The sequence below is a fragment of the Pseudomonas sp. 28 E 9 genome (genome assembly GCF_900004785.1).
GTDB lineage: Bacteria > Pseudomonadota > Gammaproteobacteria > Pseudomonadales > Pseudomonadaceae > Aquipseudomonas > Aquipseudomonas orientalis_A.
On the sequence record NZ_CVTK01000047.1, the window covers coordinates 318,758 to 340,254 of the forward strand.

The window sequence follows — 21,497 nt, forward strand, 5'->3', positions numbered from 1 at the left end:
GTGTTCGTTCCTGTGTGGATAGAGGGTTAGCGATGGCGCTGACGGCTGATAAAGATCGCCAGCAAAATGATTGCGCCCTTGATCACGCTCTGCACGTAAGGCGATACGCCGAGCATGTTCAAGCCGTTGTTCAAGACGCCGAGCAACATGGCGCCGAGCAGGGTGCCGATGATCACGCCGCGCCCGCCGGCAATCGACGCACCGCCCAGTACCACGGCGGCAATTGCATCCAGTTCGAACGACACACCGGCATTCGGCTGGCCGCTCATCAGGCGTGAGGTCAGCACCAGCCCGGCAATCGCTGCGGTGAGGCCGCTGATGCCGTACACCAGCAACTTGAAGCGCGCCGCCCGTACCCCGGACAAGCGCACCGCCTCCTCATTGCCGCCGATGGCGTAGATGTAGCGACCGATGCGCGTGTGCTGCAGCAGCACATAGGCCGCCAGGTAAGTGAGCAGCATGATCAGAATCGGCACCTGGATGCCCAATACGCTGGCGCGGCCGAACACCGCGAACCACTCCGGCAGCCCGGAAATCGGATAGCCGTCGGTGTACATCAGCCCCAGGCCCCGGGCGATGCCCATGGTCGCCAGGGTCACGATGATCGGCGGCATATGCAGGTAGGCCACGAACAGGCCGTTGCCGATGCCGAACGCCACACCCACCAGCATCCCGGCGCCGATTGCCAGACCCGGCGGCAGCCCCGCGACCATCAAGCCGGCCGTGAGCGTGCCGGACAGCGCCATCACCGGCCCCACCGACAGATCGATGCCGCCGGTAAGAATCACGCAGGTCATGCCCACCGCGATGATCGCGTTGATCGACACCTGGCGCGCAATGTTCGACAGGTTGCCGGCGGTGAGGAAGGTGTCGCTGGCGAGAATCATCACCAGGGTCACCACCACCAGCCCGACAAAGGGATAAAACGCCGGCGAGCGCAGCAACCGCGCCAGGTTCAGGCGCAACCGGCCGGTGCCTGCCGCATTAATGGACGTATTCACTTGAGCCCCCTGTTGCATGGCGCATGACCTCTTGAGGATTGACGGCGGACGCTTCCAGCACCTTGACGATCGCGCCCTTGTGGAACACCGCGACGCGGTCGCACATGCCGATGACTTCCGGCAGTTCGGAGGAAATCATGATGATTGCGTAGCCCTGTTCGGTAAGGCTGCGCATCAGCGCGTAGATCTGCGCCTTGGCGCCGACATCGATGCCCCGGGTGGGTTCGTCGAACACCAGCACGTCGCAGTGGTGGTTGATCCAGCGGGCAATCACCACCTTTTGCTGGTTGCCGCCGCTGAGGTTGAACACGCGGCTTTCCGCGCTGGGCGCCTTGATCGATAGCTGGCGCATCAGCGCTTCGACGCTGGCGCATTCCCTGGCCGTGTCGATCAGGCCCGCGGCGTTCTGGTATTTGGGCAGGTTGTTCAACGAGATATTTTCGCGAATGCTGAAGTCGGTGATCAGCCCTTCGCTCTTGCGGCTCTCCGGCAGCAGGCCGATGCCGTGCGCCAGGGCCTGGGCCGGGTCGTCGAGGCTGACCTTTTCGCCGCGCAGCCACACGTCTTTGCTCACCGAGGGCAGCGCGCCCATCATGCCCAGGGCCAGTTCGGTACGACCGGAACCGACCAGGCCGGCAAAGCCGAGGATTTCACCGCTGTGCAAATCAAAGCGGTTATGCGGGCCGTTGCGCACCAGCTGGATGTCCTTGACCTCCAGCAGCAAAGGCCCGCGTGCGGTGCTGGGCTTGGGCGGGAAACTGCATTCCAGGCGGCGGCCGACCATCATCTCGACCAGACGGTCGATATCGCTGTCGGCCACGGCGGTGACGCCTGCATTGCCGCCATCGCGTAACACACTGATGCGGTCGCACACCTGGAAAATCTCCTCCAGATGGTGCGAGATGAAAATCACTGCCACGCCCTGGCGCTTGAGTTCGCGCATGATCTCGAACAGCAATTCGGCCTCGCTGGGCGTCAGCGTTGCGGTGGGTTCATCGAGCACCAGCAAGCGCGCATCCAGGGCCAGGGCCTTGGCGATTTCGACGAACTGCTGCTCGGCCACGCTCAGGTGCCGGACGGCGCATTCCAGGTTGATCGACACGCCCAGGCGCTTGAACAACGCCTCGCAGGCCTCAAGCATTTCGCGTTTACGCAACAGGCCGAAGCGGTTGTTCAGCTCATGGCCGAGGAAGATATTTTCCACCGCCGTGAGGTAGGGAATCAGGCTGAACTCCTGGAACACAATGCCGATGCCGGCGGCAATCGCATCACGGTAGGTCGCAAATTGCCGGGGCTGGCCGTCGATCAGGATCTGCCCTTCATCCTGATGCTCGACGCCGCCGAGGATCTTCATCAGGGTGGATTTGCCCGCACCGTTCTCCCCGAGCAACGCGTGGATTTCGCCGCGCTCCACTTGCAGGTTGATGGACTGGAGGGCCTGCACCCCTGGGTAACGCTTACAGATATTTTCCAGCTTCAGAAGACTGCTCATACCGAAGGCCTCGCACTCAGAAGGAAGACCGGCGCCCCACGGCGGACGTGGGGCGCAGGGGTTTACCAGCTGAAGTTTCCGGCCTTGGCCTGGTCGATCAGGGTGATGTCCACCGGGATCGTGGCGGGCACTTGCGAGCCCCATTTCCTGGCCAGGGCAATACCCAGCGCCAGGCGGATCTGGTCACGGGGGTATTGGGCCGAAGTGGCGATGAACTTGCTGCCGGGTTTCTGGATCGCCTTGATCGCTTCCGGCGCACCGTCGACGCTCACCAGCTTCACATCCATGCCGCTGGCTTCGATAGCCGACAGCGCGCCGAGGGAGCCGTTGTCGTTCACGCTGAAAATGCCCTTGAGGGTGGGCTGGGCCTGCAACATGTTTTCGGTGACGGTCAGCGCCTGGTCACGTTCCTGCTTGCCGTTCTGGATGCTGACAATCTTGATGTCCGGGTGCTTGGCCACCGCCTCCTTGCAACCGCGCACACGTTCGAGGATCGGCACCACGGCGATGCCGTCGAGGATGGCGATATTGCCTTTGTCGCCGATGTGCCTGGCCAGGTACTCACAGGCCTGGAAACCGGCATCGAAGTTTTTCGAGCCGACGAAAGAATCCAGCGGGCCCTCCGCCTGGGCGTCCACCGCCACTACGACCACACCGGCAGCATGGGCGGACTTGACCGCCGATTGCACACCGACCGAATCGGTCGGGTTGATCAGCAGGATATCGATGCCTTTTTGCAGCATGTCTTCAACGTCACTGACCTGCTTGGACACGTCATGCCGGGCGTCGGTAATGATCAGTGTCGCCCCGATGCTCGCGCCGGCTTCTTCCAGGGCGTTTTTCATGGTGACGAAATAGGGGTTGTTGATCTCCTGGAAGGAGGCGCCGATGCGGATCGGCTTGGCGGCTTCGGCAAACACAGGGGAAACGCTGCCCAGAGTGATGCTGGCAGCCAATAAACACAGGGTTTTCGGGAGCATTTTCATGGCGTGGGTCTCTGTTTTGTTTTTATTTTTAGAGCAAATGTTATCGTTAACATTTTGCCAGAAGCTAACAAGGAAATTAGGTCCGCGCAAGGGGCCATTGGTCAGACTCGATTCAAATGTGGGAGGGGCGGTGCGACGATTCGACTTGCCTACGATGGCGGCCTCTGGGCCGACCAGGATGTTGGATCAGACCGAGTACATATCCGTTTCTGCGGTAACGGCTACTTAGGGTTCCGCTTTTACAGCGGCTCACTTTTGAAAAGCGCAAAAGTAAGCAAAACGCTCTTGCCCCACCACTCGGCACCTCGCTTAGGCTCGGTGTGCCCGAACGCAGGCTTGAATCCGTGGGCCGCCGCCACGCGCCATCCATGGCGCGGGGCGGCTAACCCGGCGTCCTGCCGGGTTACCCACGGATTCAAGCCTGCGTTCGGCCAGCGTGGTTTAACGGGGCGCCTGAGATCAAGATCAAAAGCAGATCAAGATCAAGAGCGGCTCGCTTCGCATCGTGGTTAAGGTTGGGCGCTGCTGGAATTGTGTAGGCACCTATGGCCATCGGGGCAAGTCGAATCGTCGCACCGCCCCTCCCACATTCGAATTGTTACAGCCTGCAAAAATGTGCGGCACACGGCGCAAAAAAGGGGCAGCCCCTGGAGGCTGCCCCTTGCGTTTCACATCACTGAATCAATGGATGATGTCCTGGGTGCAGATATGCCCCAGACTGACGTATTGCACGTTGTTACCGCCGACGCCCACGCCGGGGAATTCGGCCAGCTCGATGCGCCAGCCACCCTGGTTGTAGGTGGTTCTCCAGGTGTACGGTACGCCGGTGCTGCTGTCGTTGATCACCGTGGTGTAATCACCGAAGCAGGTACCGATATTGGCCGTGGCCTGGGACACACCCGCGCTGTTGGTGGTCGCCTTGTAGTCGACCCAGCGGTAGTTAAAGTCGACGAAGTGGTTATCCACGCGCAACACCGGGGTGACGCCCAGCAGCGGCGCGCCGGTGGAGTCCGACCACTGGGTCGACCAATTCAGCAGCCGTGCGGTCTGGGTGGCCAGCGGCATCTCGCTCACCGGCACCCGTACGATGTTGTCACCCTTGACACTGCTGGTGTTCAGGCGCGGCGTGGAGCCCAGGCTCAACTGGTAATACTTGCTCGGGTCCTGCGCCACCGCCGGATTGGCCCGCACACGCACCTTCACGGTGGTGCCCGGCGTTACGCTCGGATAGGTCGAGGTGGAGCCGGCCGGCACGGTAATCCAATTGGCGCCATCGAAGCGGTCGAAGATCCACTGGTTACGGCTGCCGTCCTCGTCGCCCGCCAGGTACATGCTCACGCTTTGCCCACGTACCGCCTTGAAGTCGAAGTAATCGACATCGCCGGCATTGTCGAGGTTGCCGCTGACCTTGTTCATCGAGTCGGGCAATACGAACGCGGTTTGCGCGCTGTCGTTGGGCTCGAACGCGTCGATGTTGCTGTCCACCGCCACGCCGAAACTGAACTGCGCGTTATCGGCGACCTTGGCCACCATGTACCAGTAGTAGTCACCGGCCGACAGTACACCGTTGAGGTATTCATCGGCATTGCCTGCGGCATCCGAAGCACCCACCACACTCAGATTGCCCTGGCCGTCATCCTGGAACAGGGTCAGCGACATGTCCGCCCCTGCACTCTGGTTGACCAGTTGCACCAGCACCCGCGCGTTCTGCGCCAGATTGAAGTGGTAGGCAAACTCGTTACCGGCCTGCACCCCATCGACGGTGTAGAGCGTGTTGATATCCAGGGTGGGGAACAGCGGTTCAAACGCCGCGACGGCCGCGCTTTTCAGTTGGCTTTGCGCCGGTTTCTTCAGCTCACCGACCACGCTGTCGAACGGCGCGGACTTGAGGGCTTTGGTCACCGTTCTGGACTGGCCGGACTTGGCCACTGAGAGTTTTTGCTTGAGCTCAGGCGACACCTTCGACGCGTCCAGCTTGCCGCCGGACTTGAGCGCCGTGTTCACGGCCTGCTTGACCGCTTCGGCACTGAGTTTCGAAGGCGCTTGATCAGCCAGGGCGCAGGCCGAGACGAAGCAGGAGGCCATCATGGCCGCGCCCAGCATAAGGGCTTTTTTCGATTTCATTTTTTATCCATCCATAGTTAAAAAATAGAAGCTCAGGTGATCGGCGACATCCGGTCACCTGGGATGGACTCTAGGACAATACTGGTTTTATGTACAGTAGTTTTTTTCTAAGAGTTGGTTGACCGTTCCGAGAGGGCCAATCAATCAGCTAGTAGCCCGTCATCTCCAGATACCCCACCCCACCGTCGAACTTCACCGGCCCCTCCCAATAGGGAATGCCCAGGTTCATCCACGCCTTCGAATTGACGGCCTCGGGGGTGATGTCCAGGTGCTTGCCGGGGATTTTCAGCGACCAACGCGTGGGAATGCTGCGCCCGTCAATCTCGGTGGTGGTCAGCGGCGCCAGTTGGATATCCGCGTTGTGCAGCGTCTCGGTGCGTCCCTGGGCGTCGATCCAGGTGCCGGTGAGGTAGCCGCCGCCGTCCTTTTGCCGCACGCGAAACAGCATCAGTTGTTCACCTCGATCCAGGTGCAGGGAGAACCAGTCCCAGCCGGTCTGGTTGGCGGCCAGGGGCTGGCTGCTCCATTCGCGGTCGAGCCAGGCGTTGCCGCTGACCTGGTAGGTCTGGCCGTCGAGCGTGACGCTGCCGTTGGCGCTGAAGAACGGCTGGCTGTAGTAGTAGGACGCCTGGCCCTGGTCGGATTTGCGGCTGTAGCCGTTGTCGCCCTGCAGCACCAGCGGGCGACTGGAGGTCAGTTGCAGGTCGTAGGCGAACTGCGCGCCACTGGCCTTGAGTTGCATATCGGCCAGGGCGTTGGCGGCGCCAGGGCGGGTGGCGAAGTTCCAGTCATCGATCCAGGCGTTGAACGGCAGCGCCTGCGCCCCGGCCTGGCCGACGCCGCCCCGGGCGAAGCGCTCGGCGGCGTAGTGGCGGATGGCGGAGGTGACGGCGGCATGGCCGAGCCAGATCGTGGAGTCGCGCCAGCCCGATTGCGCTGGCCCGGCTTTCACGGCATTGCGAAACAACGTCCACTGCACGCCGAAGGCATTGCCCTGAGCGTCCTTGAGGTTGGCGGTGACGTACCACCATTCGATGCGAAAGCCTGGATGTGGGCCGTGGTCCTCGGGGAACGCGAACACTTTGCCGGGCACCACCTGGACGAAGTCGGCGGCATCGCTGCCAAGGCCGGCAAAGCTTTCCTGGGGTGCGGGGGCTTTATCGCATGCGCTCAGCAGCAGCAACAGCGCCAGCCCCAACGCTTTAATCTTCATGGGCAAACGTCCTCAACAAATCCGCCGGGCGGCTGCGGTACAGCTGCCACAATGGCCAGGCCGACGCCAGCAGCGTGGCAAGCATCGCCAGGCCCATCAACTGCGCCAGTTGCCAGGGGAACACCTGCAATGGCAGGCGCCAGCCAAAGGCTTGCACGTTGATCACTGCATCCAGGCACCACGCCAGCAGCAGCCCCAGGGGCAACGCCAGCACCAGGGTAAGCACCGCCAGCAGCCAGGTCTGGCCCAGGTTGAGCAGCATCAGTTGGCGACGCGTGACCCCCAGCGCCCACAACGGCGCCAGTTGGCCGAGGCGACTCTGGCTCTGGGTCAACAGGCTGATGAACAGCGCCACACCCGCCACGCCAAGGGTCAGGCTGTTCAACGCGGCGGTGGCGGCGAAGGTGCGCTCGAAGACCTGGCTGGACCACCCCTTCAGTTGCTGTTGATCGATGACGCGGCTGTCTTCCAGGTCGAATTCACGCTGCACGTCCCGCACCAGCGGCGGCACATCCTGGGGTGCCACGCGCAGGTTGAAACGCACCGGTGACAGCGTCGGCCAATGCGCCAGCAAGTGCTTGGCGTTGACCAGCAGATGACCCTTGGGGTTGCCGTAGTCGGCGTAGATGCCGACGATTGTCGGTGCCCACGGGCCCTGGGGCGTGGGGACTTGAACGCTGTCGCCCAGGCGCACGTTCAAGCGTCGCGCCAATTGCTCGCTGAGCATCACGCTGTCGTCCTGCAGCAAGCGGTCCCAGGGCGCGCTTGCCGCCTCCAGCAGCGGCCAGTGCTGGCGATAGGTGGGGTCGTCGACCACGCCGAACACCTCCGCCGGCCAGCCTTGCAACTGCACCGCGACTTGCCAGCCGGGCAGCACCGCGCGCACCCGTGGTTGTTGCGCCAGCCAGGTTTGCAAGTGCTGCGCCTGGGCCGGATTTTGCGGGTTGAGGTACAGCTCGGCGGTGAGACGCTGCTCCAGCCAGTTATTGAACGTGCTGCGAAACCCCGACGTCATGGAGCCCGCACCGATATTCGCCGCCAGGGCCAGCAACAATGCCATCAAGGCCAGGCTCAGGGCCGGCAATTGCTGACGGCAGTCGGCGAGAAACCATTGGCCCAGCACCGAACGGCTGCGTCCCAGCACGCCCTTCAACACCCCATTGAGCAGCACCGGCAGGCCGAGTGCGGCGCCCAGCAGCAAGGCCGCCATCAGCACGAACCCGGCGGTCAGGCTGTTGCCCCAGACCAGCGCCAGCAGCGCAACGACCAGCGCCACGCCCGCCACCCAGCCCTGGCGTCGCAGCCAACGCCCGTGGGCTTCGTGCCAGGCCTGGGCGTTGGCCAGCGCCAGCAGCGGCAGGCGTGCCGCGCGCCACAGGCTGCTGGCCCCGGCGAGCAACGCCCCCAGCAGGCTCAAGCCCAGGCCTGCCAGCCACCACCAGGGGCTCAAGCTCAGTTGGCCGGCGACTTCGGCGCCATAGAGGCCGCGCAAGCTGGCCGCCACATCGGGCAGCAACAGGCTGGCGAGCAGGTAACCGCTGGCAACGCCGAGCACGCCGCCCAGCAGCGCCAGGAATCCCAGCTCCACGCCCAGGCTCAGGATCAGCAGGCGTGCGCTGACCCCGCAGGCACGCAAGGTGCGCAGCAGGCCCCGGCGCTGCTCCAGGGCCAGGCCAATGGCCGCATGCACGATAAACAGCCCCACCACAAAGGACAAAAAGCCCAGGGCGTCGAGGTTCAGGTGAAAGCTTTCGGTGAGGCGCGAAAGGTTGTTGTCGTCGCCCTGCTTGAGTTGCAGCCCGGCAGGTGGCGTGGGATGACGGGCGGCGAAGGTGTTGTCCAGCAGCAGGCGCGACAGCCGGCCCTGCATGTCGAGCAACGGTTGGGCGAAACCGATATCGGTGAGCAGCATGCCGGGGGCCATGTCCGGCTGCACTTGCAGCGGCGGCAGGCGTTGCCCGTTGGCCGTCAGCGGTTGCTCGCCTTCCTGCAGGCCGAGCGCCTGCAAGGTTTGCGCGGCAATCCAGGTGCGCCCCGGCGCGTCGAAAAACGCCAGTATCTGCGCCTGGCTCAAGCGTTGCCCCGCCACGCTGCCGCTGCCGGGCAACGACACCGGCTCGATGCCCATCAATTGCAGACGCTGCTCTTCATGCCCCTTGAGCACCACCCGCCCCTGCACCACCGGTGACACCGGCCACCCGGCACGGCGCAGTTCGGCGAACACGGCTTGCGCGAAGCCGGCACCGTCCGGCGCACCCAGGCTGGCTTGCGGTTCGCCGCCGATCAATTGGCTGGCCCGCGCGTAGCCGTCCCGCGCCTGACTGTTGAGGGCCTGCACCCCGGTCAATAACGCGGTGGCCAGCCACAGGCCGGTCAGCACGCTGAAAAACTGCACCGGGTGGCGCCGCCAATGGCTCAACAGCGCACGCAGCGCCCAGTAGAACATCGTCATCTCAGCGCGGCTCCATCGGCACGACGCGGCCGTGATGCAACACCACTTGCCGATCCAGGCGTGCGGCCAGGCGCGGGCTGTGCGTGACCATCAACAGGCTGGTGGGGCTGTCGCGCAACAGGTCGAGCAACAGTTGCAGCACCTCATCGCTGGTGGTTTCGTCAAGATTGCCGGTGGGTTCATCGGCCAACAACAAGCCTGGGCGCGACGCCAGTGCACGCCCCACCGCCACCCGCTGTTGCTGGCCGCCGGAGAGCTGTTCCGGGTAACGCTTGAGCAAATCGCCCAGGCCCAGGCGCTCCACCAACTGCGCCTGCCACTGCGCATCGAACCGCCCGGCCAGGCGCGCCTGGAACGCCAGGTTGTCCTCCACACGCAAACTGCCGATCAGGTTGAACTGCTGGAACACCAGGCCGATTTCGGTGCGCCGCCACTGGGCCAGTTGCCCTTCGTTGAGGCGATCCAGGCGCTGGTCGCCGATCAGGATGCTGCCGCCATCCACCCGATCCAGCCCGGCCACCAGATGCAGCAACGTGCTTTTGCCGCTGCCCGACTCGCCCATCAGCGCCAGGCTGCTGCGTGCCCCCAGGTGCAGGTCGACACCCGCCAGGACAGTCAGCGGGCCTTGGGGGGTGGCGTAATTTTTAACAACACCTTCTACCTGCAACATACGAACGCTCGGGTTAAGGACTGCAAACGAGAATAACGGCTGATGGACGTTCCCACGCAATTTTTTCACATTGATTTCACCGCCTGCCCACTCCGAACACTTTAAATTCCCCACCCTCGCAGTACTAACAGACAACTTTAAAGTTGCCCCACGCGTTGCTTCTTAATACCCGTATGTTCAGCTGAAAGACAGCAGCCTTGTGACAGGCTTTTGCTCCACCAGGAACATCTGCCGTATGAGTTGCGCCGGTCTTTTAACAACAAAACAATTACGTGTACCTATGGTGAACAGCGTGGCAGACATTACCCTGAGCAAACCCCGAAGGGCGAGGTTACAGCGCCTGAGAAAATTCCGCGTGCCGGTGGCGGGCGTCATCGTATTCGCCCTGCTGCTGAGCGCTTTTTTATTCTGGCCAAGGTCACCGCAGGATCTGGGCACAGGCAACCGCCTGGTCACTTCCGGGGTGCTGGCCGGTTGGCGCAACGGCGACCTGATCGTGCTGGTGCGGCATGAAGAGCGTTGTGATCGCTCGGACAATCCCTGCTACGGACCCGCCGACGGCTTGACGGTCAATGGCACGCAACGCGCGGCCGCCCTGGGCAGCGCCTTTCAAACACTGGGCATGGAGCGCACCGACGTGCTCAGCAGCCCCACCACGCGCACTGCGCAAACGTCGTTGTTCATGTTCGGCAAGACCGAGCTGTCCCCCGGCCCCCTCGCCATCTGCGGTGACGCCATGGGCGAAGAAGCCCTCAGCCATAAACAGGCGGGGCGCAACCTGATGCTGATCACCCACAGCGCCTGCATGAGTGACTTGCAGGAGGCCCTCGGCTATCCCCATGCACGGGCTGCCGAGTACGGCAGCGCCGTGTTCGTGCAGGTATTGCCCGACGGCAAACTCAAAGCCATCGGCACTATGAAAAGTCAGGAATGGGCGGCCGCACTGAAACAACTTTAAATACACTTTTTTACATATTGTCGAGTAGTGCGTTCAGCAAAACGACAGCCCGCGTCTGGCATGTTAAGCGCGCCTGTTAGTTCAGGACGCCCCAACTTTTCTGATGAATCAGTGATTATCTTAATGTTCGACGCCGTTGATTATTCAAACTTCGCGCCTGCCCCTGAACATCAAGCAGCGAGGTGTTCATGACCCGATTGAAGCCCTTGCCGGTGCTGGTGCTTGGCCTGGTGATTTTCCTGGTGCTGCCGTTGGGTTCGCACGGTTTGTGGACCCCGGATGAAACCCGCTACGCCCAGGTCAGCCAGGAGATGCTGATAAGCGGCAACTGGGTGGCGCCGCACTTCATGGGGGTGCGTTATTTCGAGAAACCGGCTGCGGGCTATTGGCTGATCGCCCTGGGCCAGGCCGTGTTTGGCGAGAACCTGTTCGGCGTACGTATCGCCTCTGTCCTGACCTCAGCGTTGAGCGTGCTGCTGGCCTACCTGATGGCCCGCCGCCTGTGGAACGACCCGCGCAAAAGCTTTGCCTGCGCGTTGCTCTACATGAGTTTTGGCCTGGTGGCCGGGCAAGCCGGGTATTCCAACCTCGATCCGCAATTCACGTTCTGGGTCAACCTGAGCCTGGTCGCGCTCTGGTTTGCGCTCGACGGCACCACGCCGCGCGCGCGCCTGGGGGCCTGGGCCGTACTGGGACTGGCCTGCGGCGTGGGCTTCATGACCAAGGGCTTTCTGGCGTGGCTGTTGCCGGTGCTGATCGCCCTGCCTTATATGATCCGGCAGCGCCGCGTCGGCGAGTTGTTGCGCTACGGCCCGTTGGCGATCCTGGTCGCGGTGCTGGTCTGCCTGCCGTGGGCGCTGGCGATCCATGGGCGCGAACCGGATTACTGGCGTTTCTTCTTCTGGCATGAACACATCCGCCGCTTCGCCTCGGACACTGCACAGCATGTGCGGCCAGGGTGGTTTTTCCTGCCGATCATGGTGGTGGCGTGTCTGCCCTGGTCCGGTCTGCTGCCCGCCACCCTGCTCAACGCCTGGAAACACAGGCGCGAGCCGGCCATAGCCTTTCTGGCCCTGTGGCTGTTGCTGCCCCTGGGCTTCTTCAGCCTGAGCAGCGGCAAGCTGCCCACCTACATCATGCCGTGCCTGTTACCCCTGGCGTTGCTGATGGGCCATGCCCTGATCGACCTGCTCAACCAGCGCAAAACCCGTGCGATCTTCATCAACGGCACGCTCAATTTCATCCTCGGCATGACGGCCATGGTGGCGCTGATTTACCTGCAGATCGCCAACCCGATCTACAGCAACAGCCACGCCGAAATGTTCAACCTGTCCCTGGCCTTTATCGTGCTGCTCGGCTGGATCCTGGCCAACCTGCTGCAAGCGATGCGCCCGTTGACGTTATGGGCGATGCCGGCCCTGGGTATCGGCTTGCTGGTGGCGCTGCTGCCGGCGAGCATGCCGCAGATCATTGCGGATAATGAAATGCCCGACCCGTTCGTGCTTGAGCATCTGGATGAACTGCAACACACCCGTGCTCTGCTGAGCAATGAACTGGGTTCGGCGGCGGCCCTGGCCTGGCGCCTGCGCCGGCCGCAGGTGGCGTTCTACAACACTGCGGGGGAACTGCGCTACGGCCTGGATTACCCGGATACGCAACAGCGCAAGGTCACCCTGGACAGCGTTCAGTCCTGGTTGAAGGATGCTCGAACGCAGGGTTCGGTCGGCGTGCTGATGCGCGTCAGGAACACCAGCGAACACCTTGAAGAAGGCCAACTGCCGAGCGGTGGCAAGCGCTACCGCAAGGGCAACCTGGTACTGACGATTTACCCCCAACAACCTTGATCCCCCTCACAGGAAAAGCCCATGCGCTTGTGCAAAACCGAACGCGGCGCCCTCATTTTATTGCTCGGCGTCTCGGCCTTGCTCCTGCTGCTGGGCCTGGGCAGTCGCGACCTGTGGGGGCCGGAAACGCGCTGGGCGAACATCGCCCTGCAGATGCTGCAAAGCGGTGACTACTTCGATCCGTACCTGAAGGGCGCGCCCTATTACGACAAACCCCTGCCCTCCTACTGGCTGATCACCGGTCTGGCCAACATCATGGGCGGTCTGGGTCCCTGGTCACTGCGCCTGTCATCGGTGATCGCGGCCTGGCTGAGCATCTGGCTGGTGTACCTGATCGGCGAACAGCTGTTTCGCAAAGGCACCGGACTGATCGCCGGCTGGATGCTCGCCACCACCTTCTACTTCCTGTTCTGGGCCCGGGTGGCCACCGCCGATGTGCTGACCGTGTGCGGCGTGCTGGCGGCAGTCTGGTGGTATTGGCGCGGGCCGGACGACACCCGGCTGGGGCGCTATACCGTGTTCTTCCTGTTGCTGGCGGCAACGTCGCTGTTCAAGGGCTTGATCGGGTTCGTGCTGCCGGGGCTGGTGCTGCTGCCGCATCTGCTCAGCCAGCAGCGCTACAAACGCCATCTCAACCCGAGGCTGGTACTGGCGCTGCTGATCGCCGGCGCGTTCTACGCGATTCCTTTCGTACTGTCCCATCTCTACGGCGCCCCCACCTACGGCGAGAGCGGCCTGCAACTGGTGTTTCGCGAAAACGTGGTGCGTTTCTTCGACCCCTTTGACCATATGGGCCCGATCTACACCTACCTGGTCTACCTGCCGGCCTACACCCTGCCGTGGGCACCGTGCTGGGTGCTCGGCGCATGGCTCGCCATTCGTCACTGGCGCCGTACACCGCCCAACGTGCGCTGGCTGGTGTGGGGCCTGGGCCTGTTGTTCGTCTTCTTCACCGCCAGCGGCAGCCGACGCAGCTACTACGTACTGCCCCTGGTGCCATTTGCCCAACTGCTCGGCGCCTGGTGGCTGAGCGAACGCCTGCACCAGCAACCGGCCCGGTGGCCACGCTGGCAAAAAGGCTTCGGTATCGCCGCAGGCCTGCTGCTGTTGGTGCTGGGCGTGATCTACCCCTGGAGCACCGGCAACGGCGGCGTCACCCGCTTTGCCGAGGATGTAAAAGCCCAGGCCGTGAAAAGCGCACCCTGGAACCAATGGCAACTGGTGCTGGTGGAAGTGGACAACAAACTGCCGATGTACCTGCAAAACGGCGGCAAGCCGTTCTACTACGTCAGCGAGAACCAAGACTTCCCGCGCCAGGGCGACAGCGCCGCGTTCATGGCCTGGCTGGAAAAAACCAGCGGCCAGGGGTTCGATCCGCAACACACGATTATCGTTGCGCAGTACTCCAGGCAAGACCCCCAGCCGTTGGCATTTTTGGCGGTTGATCATCAAGTGGTCACGACGCAGCCGGACAATGGCGAGCGGTTATTCAAGAGTCGGTCGGGGGGGAGCGTGGCGTTTATTCCCGATGGGCATTGAGTGGAAGGGGGCTTGCCCCAATGCCAGTCACTCAAGGCTTTTTGTAGGAGCGAGCTTGCTCGCGAAAAACGTCAACGATAACGCGTGCTTTCTGAATGAACGCAGTGCCTGTGAGTTTTTCGCGAGCAAGCTCGCTCCTACAGACGGCGGTGTACGCTTAACTGTTTCAATGCCTGGATTCGGCGGCGGGTGAGACGCACGGCTAACGGCGTTCGACGGTTGGGAAGGCAACACCGTTAAATGTGGGAGGGGGCTTGCCCCCGATGGCGGTGGGTCAGTTGATGCATCCGGTGCTGACACTCCGTCATCGGGGGCAAGCCCCCTCCCACAATGTCCGCGTTTCAGTGCCTGGATTCGGCGGCGGTGGTTGAGATGCAAGGCTGACGGCGTTCGACGGTTGGGGAAGGCAACACCGTTAAATGTGGGAGGGGGCTTGCTCCCGATGGCGATGGGTCAGTTGATACATCCACTGCTGACACTCCGTCATCGGGGGCAAGCCCCCTCCCACAGTGTCCGCGTTTCAATGCCTGGATTCGGCGGCGGTAGCTGAGATGCATGGCTGACGGCGTTCGATGGTGGGGCAGGCAACACCGTTAAATGTGGGAGGGGGCTTGCCCCCGATGGCGGTGGGTCAGCTGATACATCCACTGCTGACACTCCGTCATCGGGGGCAAGCCCCCTCCCACAGTGTCCGCGTTTCAATGCTCAGATTCGGCGGCGGCGGTTGAGTTGGGGGATGGCGGTTTGCGCCACTTCCACCGGCGGCGCTTGCGGCACCGTGCGCGCCGCCAGTTGCGCCAATGTCGGCTGGCTGAACAGCGTCCGCGCATCCACCTCCAGCCCGGCCTTGCGCAAGCGGGCCACCAGGTTGACTGCCAGCAACGAATGCCCGCCCAGTTCAAAGAAGTGGTCGTGCCGCCCTACCCGTTCCAGCTTCAGCACCTGCGCCCAGATCGTGGCCATCAGGTTTTCCACCTCGCCCTGAGGCGCTTCATAGGCGCGGCTGACCACCGCTTCCAGCCCCGGCTCCGGCAAGGCCTTGCGGTCGAGTTTGCCGGCGGGGTTGAGCGGCAGGCTCTCGAGTTGCACGAAGGCGGCCGGCACCATGTATTCAGGCAGCTGTTCCAGCACATGGGCGCGCAACGCGTCCAGCCCGGGGGCCTGCTCGCGCAGGGTGAAGTAGGCCACCAGGCGCTCGTCGCGAATCAGCACCGCCACTTCGCGCAAGGCGGGATGAGCGGCCAGACGCGCTTCGATCTCGCCCAGCTCCAGGCGCACGCCGCGCAGTTTGACCTGGAAGTCATTGCGCCCGAGGAATTCCAGGTTACCGTCCGGCAGGTAGCGCACCAGGTCGCCAGTGCGATACAGCCGGTCGCCGGCAACGAAGGGGCTGTCGATGAAGCGTTCGGCAGTCATCTCGGCCAGGCCCAGGTACCCACGGGCAACCCCGACGCCGCCGATGTGCAGTTGGCCGCTGATGCCCATCGGCACCGGTCTGTCGTGGTCATCCAGTACATACAGGCGGGTGTTGTCGATCGCCCGGCCAATCGGCAGTTGCAGCGCGGGCACCGGCGCGCCCGGTTCCAGGGTCCACGCGCTGCTGTCCACCGTGGCTTCGGTGGGCCCATACACGTTATGCAAGCGCACGCCAGGCAAGCGCGCCTGCACCCCGCGCGCCAGGGCCTCGGTCAGCTCGCCACCGCCGCACAGTACGTCGGTCAGGCTGGTGCACAGGGCTGACGCTTCCAATTCGAGAAACTGCTGCAACATCGCCGGCACGAACTTGATCACGCTGATGCGCTGCTCGCGGATTACCTGCGCCAGGTACGCCGGCTCGCGATGCCCGTCGGGTCGCGCCAGCACCAGGCGCATGCCCTGGGTCAGCGGCCAGAACAACTCCCACACCGAGCCGTCAAAGCTGAACGGCGCGCGTTGCAGCAACGCACCACCCGCGGTCGGCGGGCACAGCCGGGAGCCCCAGTGCATGAGGTTACCCAGGCCGCGATGCTCGATCATCACGCCCTTGGGGGTGCCGGTGGAGCCGGAGGTGTACATCACGTAGGCCAGGTGGTCGACCGTCAAACCCGGGACCGCGGGGTTGTCGGTCGGCGCCTGGTGCCAGGTGCAGTGGTCGAAATCGATCATCGGCACCGCCACATCCTGCACACAATCACGGGTGGCGGCCTGGAGCAGCAGCGCCACCGGTTGGCTGTCTTGCAGCATGTAGGCCAGGCGTTCGCGGGGATAGCCTGGGTCCAACGGCACATACGCACCACCGGCCTTGAGGATCCCCAGCAAACCCACCACCAGGTCCAGCCCGCGCTCGACGCACAGCGCCACCCGCGAATCGGGCTTTACACCCTGCTCGCGCAGGTGAAAGGCCAACTGATTGGCGCGTTGGTTGAGTTCGCGATAGGTCAGTTGCTGCGTGCCTGCCTGCACCGCGACGGCATCCGGCAGTTGCCGCGCCTGGGCCTCGAACAGCGCTTGCACGGTGAGGGTTTCGGGATAGGCGGTGACGGTGGCGTTGAAGTCCACCAGCAGCTGTTGCAACTCGCTGGGGGGCAGTACCTGCACATCGCGCACCGGGGTGGTCGGCGCCTGTTCCAACGCCTCGACCAGAGCGCCAAGCGCGGTGGCGAGGTAACCCAGCACGCGCTCGGCCCCCACTGTACGCGGCGCCTTGGCCTTGAGCCGAAAGCCGCTCGCGATGTCGTCCACCGTGAGCATCAGCGGATAACTGAGGATGTCCTCGCTGCTGAGCAAGGCGATACCCGGCACCAGGTTCAACGCCGGCTCGGCGCTGGTGTGACGGTAATTGAGCAGGCTGTTGAACAGCGGCGCGGCGCTGCTGCAACGCTGGGCCAGGGCCAACGAGGCTTGCTCATGCACGAGCAAGGCGCTCAGTTGCTGATGGGTGTCGCTCAATGCGTCTGCCACGCTCTGCCCGGCCAGGCGCACGCGCAGCGGCAAGGTGTTGATAAACATGCCCAGGGCACGATCCGCGCCCTCGCCCGCTTGCAGGCGACCGAGCAACACCGTGCCGAACACCACGTCTTCGCGGCCGGCCACGCGGCTGAGCACCTGCGCCCACGCGAGGTGAAACAGGCTGGCGGCACTGACCCCAACCGCGCGAGCCTGGGCACGCAGGCGTTGGTTGAGTGATGCATCGAGCGCCTGCACGCACTCTTCGATTTCAGCGCGATCGGCCTGGCGCTCCAGCAAGCCGAAGGCCAGCGTCGGTTCATCCACGTCCGCCAGGCGCTCACGAAAGAACGCCTCGTGGGCCGCTTGCCGCTGTGCTGAACGGGTCTGCGCGACCACGTTGCGGTACGGCACCGGCATCGGCAACTGCGCCTGTTGACCGAGCAGATGGGCGCGAATTTCGTCCACCAGCACGGTGGTCGAGGTGGCGTCGTTGACCAAGTGGTGGAAGCGCAGCCTGGCCACCCAGCGCTGCTGGTGCGGTTCTTCGGCGTAGTCCAGGGCCATCAGCGGCGCGTGGCGCAGGTCCAGCGGCCGGGCGGGGTCACGCAGCGGTTCGAACGGCAACTGCGCGTGCCGCCACACCACCTGCATCGGCTGTTCAAGGGCATCCCACACCAGGCTGGTGCGCAGGATGTCGTGACGGTCGATCACCTGTTGCAGCGCCTGGGCAAACGCGTCCAACTGCTCGCGGCGCGCAAAACTGAACATCGCATGCTGCTGGTAGGGATCGCGCTCATCGGTGATGTGGTGATAGAGCAAGCCTTCCTGCAACGGCGCCAGCGGGTAGATCTCCTGCACATTGCCGGCGCCACCGGGGATGCCGGCGACGATGCGGTCCAGGCTGGGCTGGTCGAGGTCGGCCAGGGCAAGCATGTCCGCCGTAATCTGCGTGCAACCGGCCGGGATGCGATTGGCCGGCACCGCCACTTCGCCGCCGTCACTGGCCTCCGCCAACGCGGCCAGGGTGGGCTGGCCGAACAACACCTGCACATCGGCCTGCAGGCCCGCCTCGCGCATGCGCTGCACCAGCTGCACCGCCAGCAGCGAGTGCCCGCCCAGTTCGAAGAAATGGTCATGCCTGCCGACCTGTTGCACCTGCAGCAACTCGGCCCAGATCTGCGCCAGGGTGGTTTCGACGCCCTCGCGGGGCGCCTCATAGCGGCGGGTGACAAAGGCCGCCTGGGTGGGCGCCGGCAACGCCTTGCGGTCGAGCTTGCCATTGGCGGTCAGGGGCAACGCGTCAAGATGAACGTAGGCCGCCGGCAGCATGTAATCGGGCAGCGAGACGTGCAGATGGGCGCGAAGGGTTTCGATGTCCACCGGGTGATGCGCGATGAACCAGGCCAGCAATTGCCCTTCGCGATATTCCACCACGGCGGTCTTGATCGACGGATGCGTCGCCAGGGCCGCTTCGATTTCCCCCAGCTCGATACGCACACCCCGGATCTTCACCTGGTCGTCATTGCGCCCCAGGTATTCAAGGCTGCCGTCCGGCAGCCAGCGCGCCAGGTCACCGCTGCGGTATATACGGCCGCCGTTGAAGGGGTCGTCGAGAAAGCGTTCGGCCGTCAATTCAGGACGGTTCAGGTAGCCGCGCGCCACGCCCTGGCCACCGACATACAGCTCCCCCACGACGCCAACCGGCACCGGCCGTTGTTGCGCATCCAGCAGATAGATAAGGGCATTGGCGATGGGCGCGCCGATGTGCAGCGGCTGGCCGGCGTCAACGCGCCCGGAGGTGGCGACCACGGTGGCTTCGGTCGGGCCGTAGTTGTTGATGACGTCGAAGCGTTGCGCACGGTTGAACCCGCGCAGGCGGTCGCCGCCAATCAGTAAGGTGCGCAAGGTGGGGTGCGCCAGGTTCTGGCTGAACGCGTATTCGGCCACAGGCGTGGGCAGGAAACACACGTCCAATGGCTGGGCGCGCCACCACTGGAGCAGCGCATCGATATCTTCCGCGCCGTCATGGGCGGGCGGCAGGTGCAAGGTCGCGCCGACGCACAACGCCGGCCAGACTTCCCAGGCCATCGCATCAAAACCAAACCCGGCGACACTGGCGGTATGGCTGCCCGCGTGCAGGTCGAAGGCCTGGCAATGCCAGTCCACCAGGTTGGACACGCTGTGGTGCTCGACCATCACGCCCTTGGGCAAGCCCGTGGAGCCGGACGTGTAAATCACATAGGCAAGGTGGGACGGCGTCACTGCGACCTGGGGGTTGCCGTCGGCGCCGGGGTCGCTGGAGGCGTCCAGCGCAAGCACCGGCACACCCAGGGCCGGCAGGCGATGCAGCAGGTCGCGCTGGGTCAGCACCGCCACGGGCGCGCTGTCGTGCAGCAGATAATTCAAGCGCTCGGCGGGATGGGCCGGGTCTATCGGCACATAGCAGGCGCCGGCCTTGAGCACCGCCAGCAACCCGGCCAGGGTCTCCAGGCCGCGTCGCGCCAGCACCGCGACGCGGTCATCCGGCTGCACGCCGTGGGCCAACAGTTGGTGGGCCAGCGCATTGGCCTGCCGGTTGAGTTGCGCGTACGTCAGTTGCCGTGCCTGGTACACCGCCGCAACCGCGTGCGGCGTGCGCTCGGCTTGCGCCTCGACACGCCCATGCAGGGTCTGCGGCGCGGTGTTGGGTTGCGCGGTGGCATTCCATTGCTGCAACCGGGCCTGGTCCTGTGGCGTGAGCAACGCAAACTCGCCCACCGTCAGCGTCGTGTCTGCCAGGCCCTGCTCCAGCAAGCCGGTGAGGCGCTGTGCCAAGGCCTGCATGTCGCCCTGCTCGAAGTACGCCTCGTTATAGACGCAATGCAGGCACGCCGTGTCCTGGTAGCGGTTGCTGCGCAAGTGAATCGCCAGCGGCAGCGGCTCATGGTGGTTGGACACCTTGACCGCACGGGCCTGCACCTGGCCGTAGCGCAGGTCGTGGTCGTCCTGCTCGAACGACACCGACAGGTCGAACAACTGTCCGCGATCCGTACGCCGCAGGCCCAGCTCGCGGTTCATCTCGCTGAGGGGGAAGCGCTGGTGGCGCATGTCCTGCTTGAGCTGATCGCGCACCCCGCGCACCAGGTCTGCGAAACTCAAGTCTTCGCTGAACTGCAACCGCACCGCGCTGACCTGGGCGAACAAGCCGACCGTGGCGCGAAAGCGCGCGTTGGAGCGGTTGAGCATCGGCAGGCCCACCACCCATTCATTGCGCTGGCCGGTACGGGTGAAATACACGTACAGCGCCGCCAGCAACACATGGAACGCCGAAGCCTGGTAGCGGCTGGCCACGTGTTCCATGCGCTTGAGCAGCGCCACCGGAAAGGGTTGCACGCAGGTGTTGCTCGCGGCCTTGGCGGTGTGCCTTGGCGTGAGCAGCGGCTCGGGCAGCACCTGGTATTTGTCCAGCCAATAGTCGCGATCGCGCGCGTAGCGGGCCGATTGCCGGTAGCGCTGGTCAGTGTCGATGTAGTCGATATAGGACGGTGCCAACCCCTCCGGTTGCCGGCCGTGCTGCACGGCGGTGTACAGCTGGGCAAGGGATTGCAGCATTTGGCCGAACCCCCAGCCGTCAAGAATCAGGTGGTGGGCCTGGGTACCAAGGCGGTAATGGTCGTCATCGAGCTTGACCAGGAAAAAACCAAACAACGGTTCGCCGCTCATGGCGTAGGGCCGGGCCATTTGCGCCTGGATCAAGGACTGGGCGGCGGCCTCGGGGTCGGGCAAGCCGCAGAAGTCGTACTGCGGTACTTCCACCGTCCATTCGGCGGCGAAGGTTTGCCGGGGCAAGCCATCGGCGCCACTGTGCAGTTGGGTGCGCAATGCGTCGTGCCGCGCCACCAGCAACTCGATCGCACGCTGGATCAATGCAGGTTCGACGGCGCCGGCCAGATCGACGTAGCCGCCGATGTTGTACAACGGCGAATGACCCACGCGCAGCTGGTCGAGCCAGATGTCGTGTTGCGCGGCGGTAAGGGGGAAGCTGGCCGGCGGGCTGGAAAGTTGCGTCATAAGATCCTTCTCATGGGGGGTCAGGCACTGGCCGCGCAGGGTCGCCCATTACCACGAATTGAGCGGATTTGAGCATGGTCAAGCACAGGCGCCTGACACCCGAAACCCGGACATCCAAACGGATCGACAAGGGCTTGTCTGAGGGTTCATTGCTGAAACGATGAAAGCCATGTAGGAGATTGGCTATATCTGTCCGACGCTTAATTTGAAAAGTATTTTTAAATTTATGTATTTTCTTTA

General features: G+C 63.7%; 11 protein-coding genes. 3 read left to right on the forward strand and 8 right to left on the reverse strand.

Annotation, left to right across the window (positions count from 1 at the left end; genetic code table 11):
* Positions 1–26: 26 nt before the first annotated feature.
* The 7 genes from BFQ00_RS15430 to BFQ00_RS15460 form a co-directional block, all read right to left on the reverse strand.
* Positions 27–1,019: an ABC transporter permease gene (locus BFQ00_RS15430; RefSeq protein ID WP_065895856.1), complete on the reverse strand. Its 993-nt coding sequence runs from the start codon at positions 1,017–1,019 to the stop codon at positions 27–29.
* Entirely contained in the window at positions 985–2,493 is a 1,509-nt protein-coding gene (locus BFQ00_RS15435; RefSeq protein ID WP_065934005.1) for a sugar ABC transporter ATP-binding protein, read from the reverse strand. Before BFQ00_RS15435 ends, BFQ00_RS15430 begins: the two co-directional genes overlap by 35 nt.
* Positions 2,494–2,555: 62 nt before the next feature.
* Positions 2,556–3,479 (reverse strand): substrate-binding domain-containing protein, encoded by a 924-nt coding sequence (locus BFQ00_RS15440; RefSeq protein WP_065884814.1) that lies wholly within the window; start codon positions 3,477–3,479, stop codon positions 2,556–2,558.
* A gap of 681 nt (positions 3,480–4,160) precedes the next feature.
* Positions 4,161–5,603, reverse strand: coding sequence for a hypothetical protein (locus BFQ00_RS15445; protein ID WP_065934006.1), 1,443 nt, complete (start codon positions 5,601–5,603; stop codon positions 4,161–4,163).
* A gap of 148 nt (positions 5,604–5,751) precedes the next feature.
* Complete coding sequence (locus BFQ00_RS15450) at positions 5,752–6,816, reverse strand: lipocalin-like domain-containing protein (RefSeq protein ID WP_065934007.1); 1,065 nt, start codon at positions 6,814–6,816, stop codon at positions 5,752–5,754.
* Entirely contained in the window at positions 6,806–9,268 is a 2,463-nt protein-coding gene (locus BFQ00_RS15455) for an ABC transporter permease (RefSeq protein ID WP_065934008.1), read from the reverse strand. The genes BFQ00_RS15450 and BFQ00_RS15455 overlap by 11 nt, the downstream gene beginning before the upstream one ends.
* 1 nt (position 9,269) lies before the next feature.
* Positions 9,270–9,938, reverse strand: a complete 669-nt coding sequence (locus tag BFQ00_RS15460) for an ABC transporter ATP-binding protein (RefSeq protein ID WP_065934009.1) — start codon at positions 9,936–9,938, stop codon at positions 9,270–9,272.
* Between the two features lie 280 nt (positions 9,939–10,218).
* On the opposite strand from BFQ00_RS15460, the gene BFQ00_RS15465 reads away from it, so the two are divergent.
* The 3 genes from BFQ00_RS15465 to BFQ00_RS15475 all read left to right on the forward strand — a co-directional run bounded on the left by BFQ00_RS15465 (position 10,219) and on the right by BFQ00_RS15475 (position 14,279).
* Complete coding sequence (locus BFQ00_RS15465) at positions 10,219–10,896, forward strand: lipopolysaccharide core heptose(II)-phosphate phosphatase PmrG (RefSeq protein ID WP_065934010.1); 678 nt, start codon at positions 10,219–10,221, stop codon at positions 10,894–10,896.
* A 188-nt stretch (positions 10,897–11,084) separates the two neighbouring features.
* Positions 11,085–12,740 carry a lipid IV(A) 4-amino-4-deoxy-L-arabinosyltransferase gene (gene arnT, locus BFQ00_RS15470; RefSeq protein WP_065934011.1) on the forward strand — a complete coding sequence of 552 codons (1,656 nt, stop codon included), beginning with the start codon at positions 11,085–11,087 and terminating at the stop codon, positions 12,738–12,740.
* A gap of 21 nt (positions 12,741–12,761) precedes the next feature.
* The gene (locus BFQ00_RS15475; RefSeq protein ID WP_065934012.1) at positions 12,762–14,279 is read left to right on the forward strand and encodes an ArnT family glycosyltransferase; all 1,518 of its coding nucleotides are present in this window, start codon (positions 12,762–12,764) and stop codon (positions 14,277–14,279) included.
* Between the two features lie 705 nt (positions 14,280–14,984).
* Here BFQ00_RS15475 and BFQ00_RS15480 read toward each other — a convergent pair.
* Entirely contained in the window at positions 14,985–21,257 is a 6,273-nt protein-coding gene (locus tag BFQ00_RS15480; RefSeq protein ID WP_065934013.1) for a non-ribosomal peptide synthetase, read from the reverse strand.
* Positions 21,258–21,497 lie beyond the last annotated feature (240 nt).

Coding starts and splice junctions, on each gene's coding strand:
- BFQ00_RS15440 (WP_065884814.1), bottom strand. CDS start 3,479: ATGAAAATGCTCCCGAAAACCCTGTGTTTATTGGCTGCCAGCATCACT.
- BFQ00_RS15455 (WP_065934008.1), bottom strand. CDS start 9,268: ATGACGATGTTCTACTGGGCGCTGCGTGCGCTGTTGAGCCATTGGCGG.
- BFQ00_RS15435 (WP_065934005.1), bottom strand. CDS start 2,493: ATGAGCAGTCTTCTGAAGCTGGAAAATATCTGTAAGCGTTACCCAGGG.
- BFQ00_RS15475 (WP_065934012.1), top strand. CDS start 12,762: ATGCGCTTGTGCAAAACCGAACGCGGCGCCCTCATTTTATTGCTCGGC.
- BFQ00_RS15445 (WP_065934006.1), bottom strand. CDS start 5,603: ATGAAATCGAAAAAAGCCCTTATGCTGGGCGCGGCCATGATGGCCTCC.
- BFQ00_RS15430 (WP_065895856.1), bottom strand. CDS start 1,019: ATGCAACAGGGGGCTCAAGTGAATACGTCCATTAATGCGGCAGGCACC.
- BFQ00_RS15450 (WP_065934007.1), bottom strand. CDS start 6,816: ATGAAGATTAAAGCGTTGGGGCTGGCGCTGTTGCTGCTGCTGAGCGCA.
- BFQ00_RS15460 (WP_065934009.1), bottom strand. CDS start 9,938: ATGTTGCAGGTAGAAGGTGTTGTTAAAAATTACGCCACCCCCCAAGGC.
- arnT (WP_065934011.1), top strand. CDS start 11,085: ATGACCCGATTGAAGCCCTTGCCGGTGCTGGTGCTTGGCCTGGTGATT.
- BFQ00_RS15465 (WP_065934010.1), top strand. CDS start 10,219: ATGGTGAACAGCGTGGCAGACATTACCCTGAGCAAACCCCGAAGGGCG.
- BFQ00_RS15480 (WP_065934013.1), bottom strand. CDS start 21,257: ATGACGCAACTTTCCAGCCCGCCGGCCAGCTTCCCCCTTACCGCCGCG.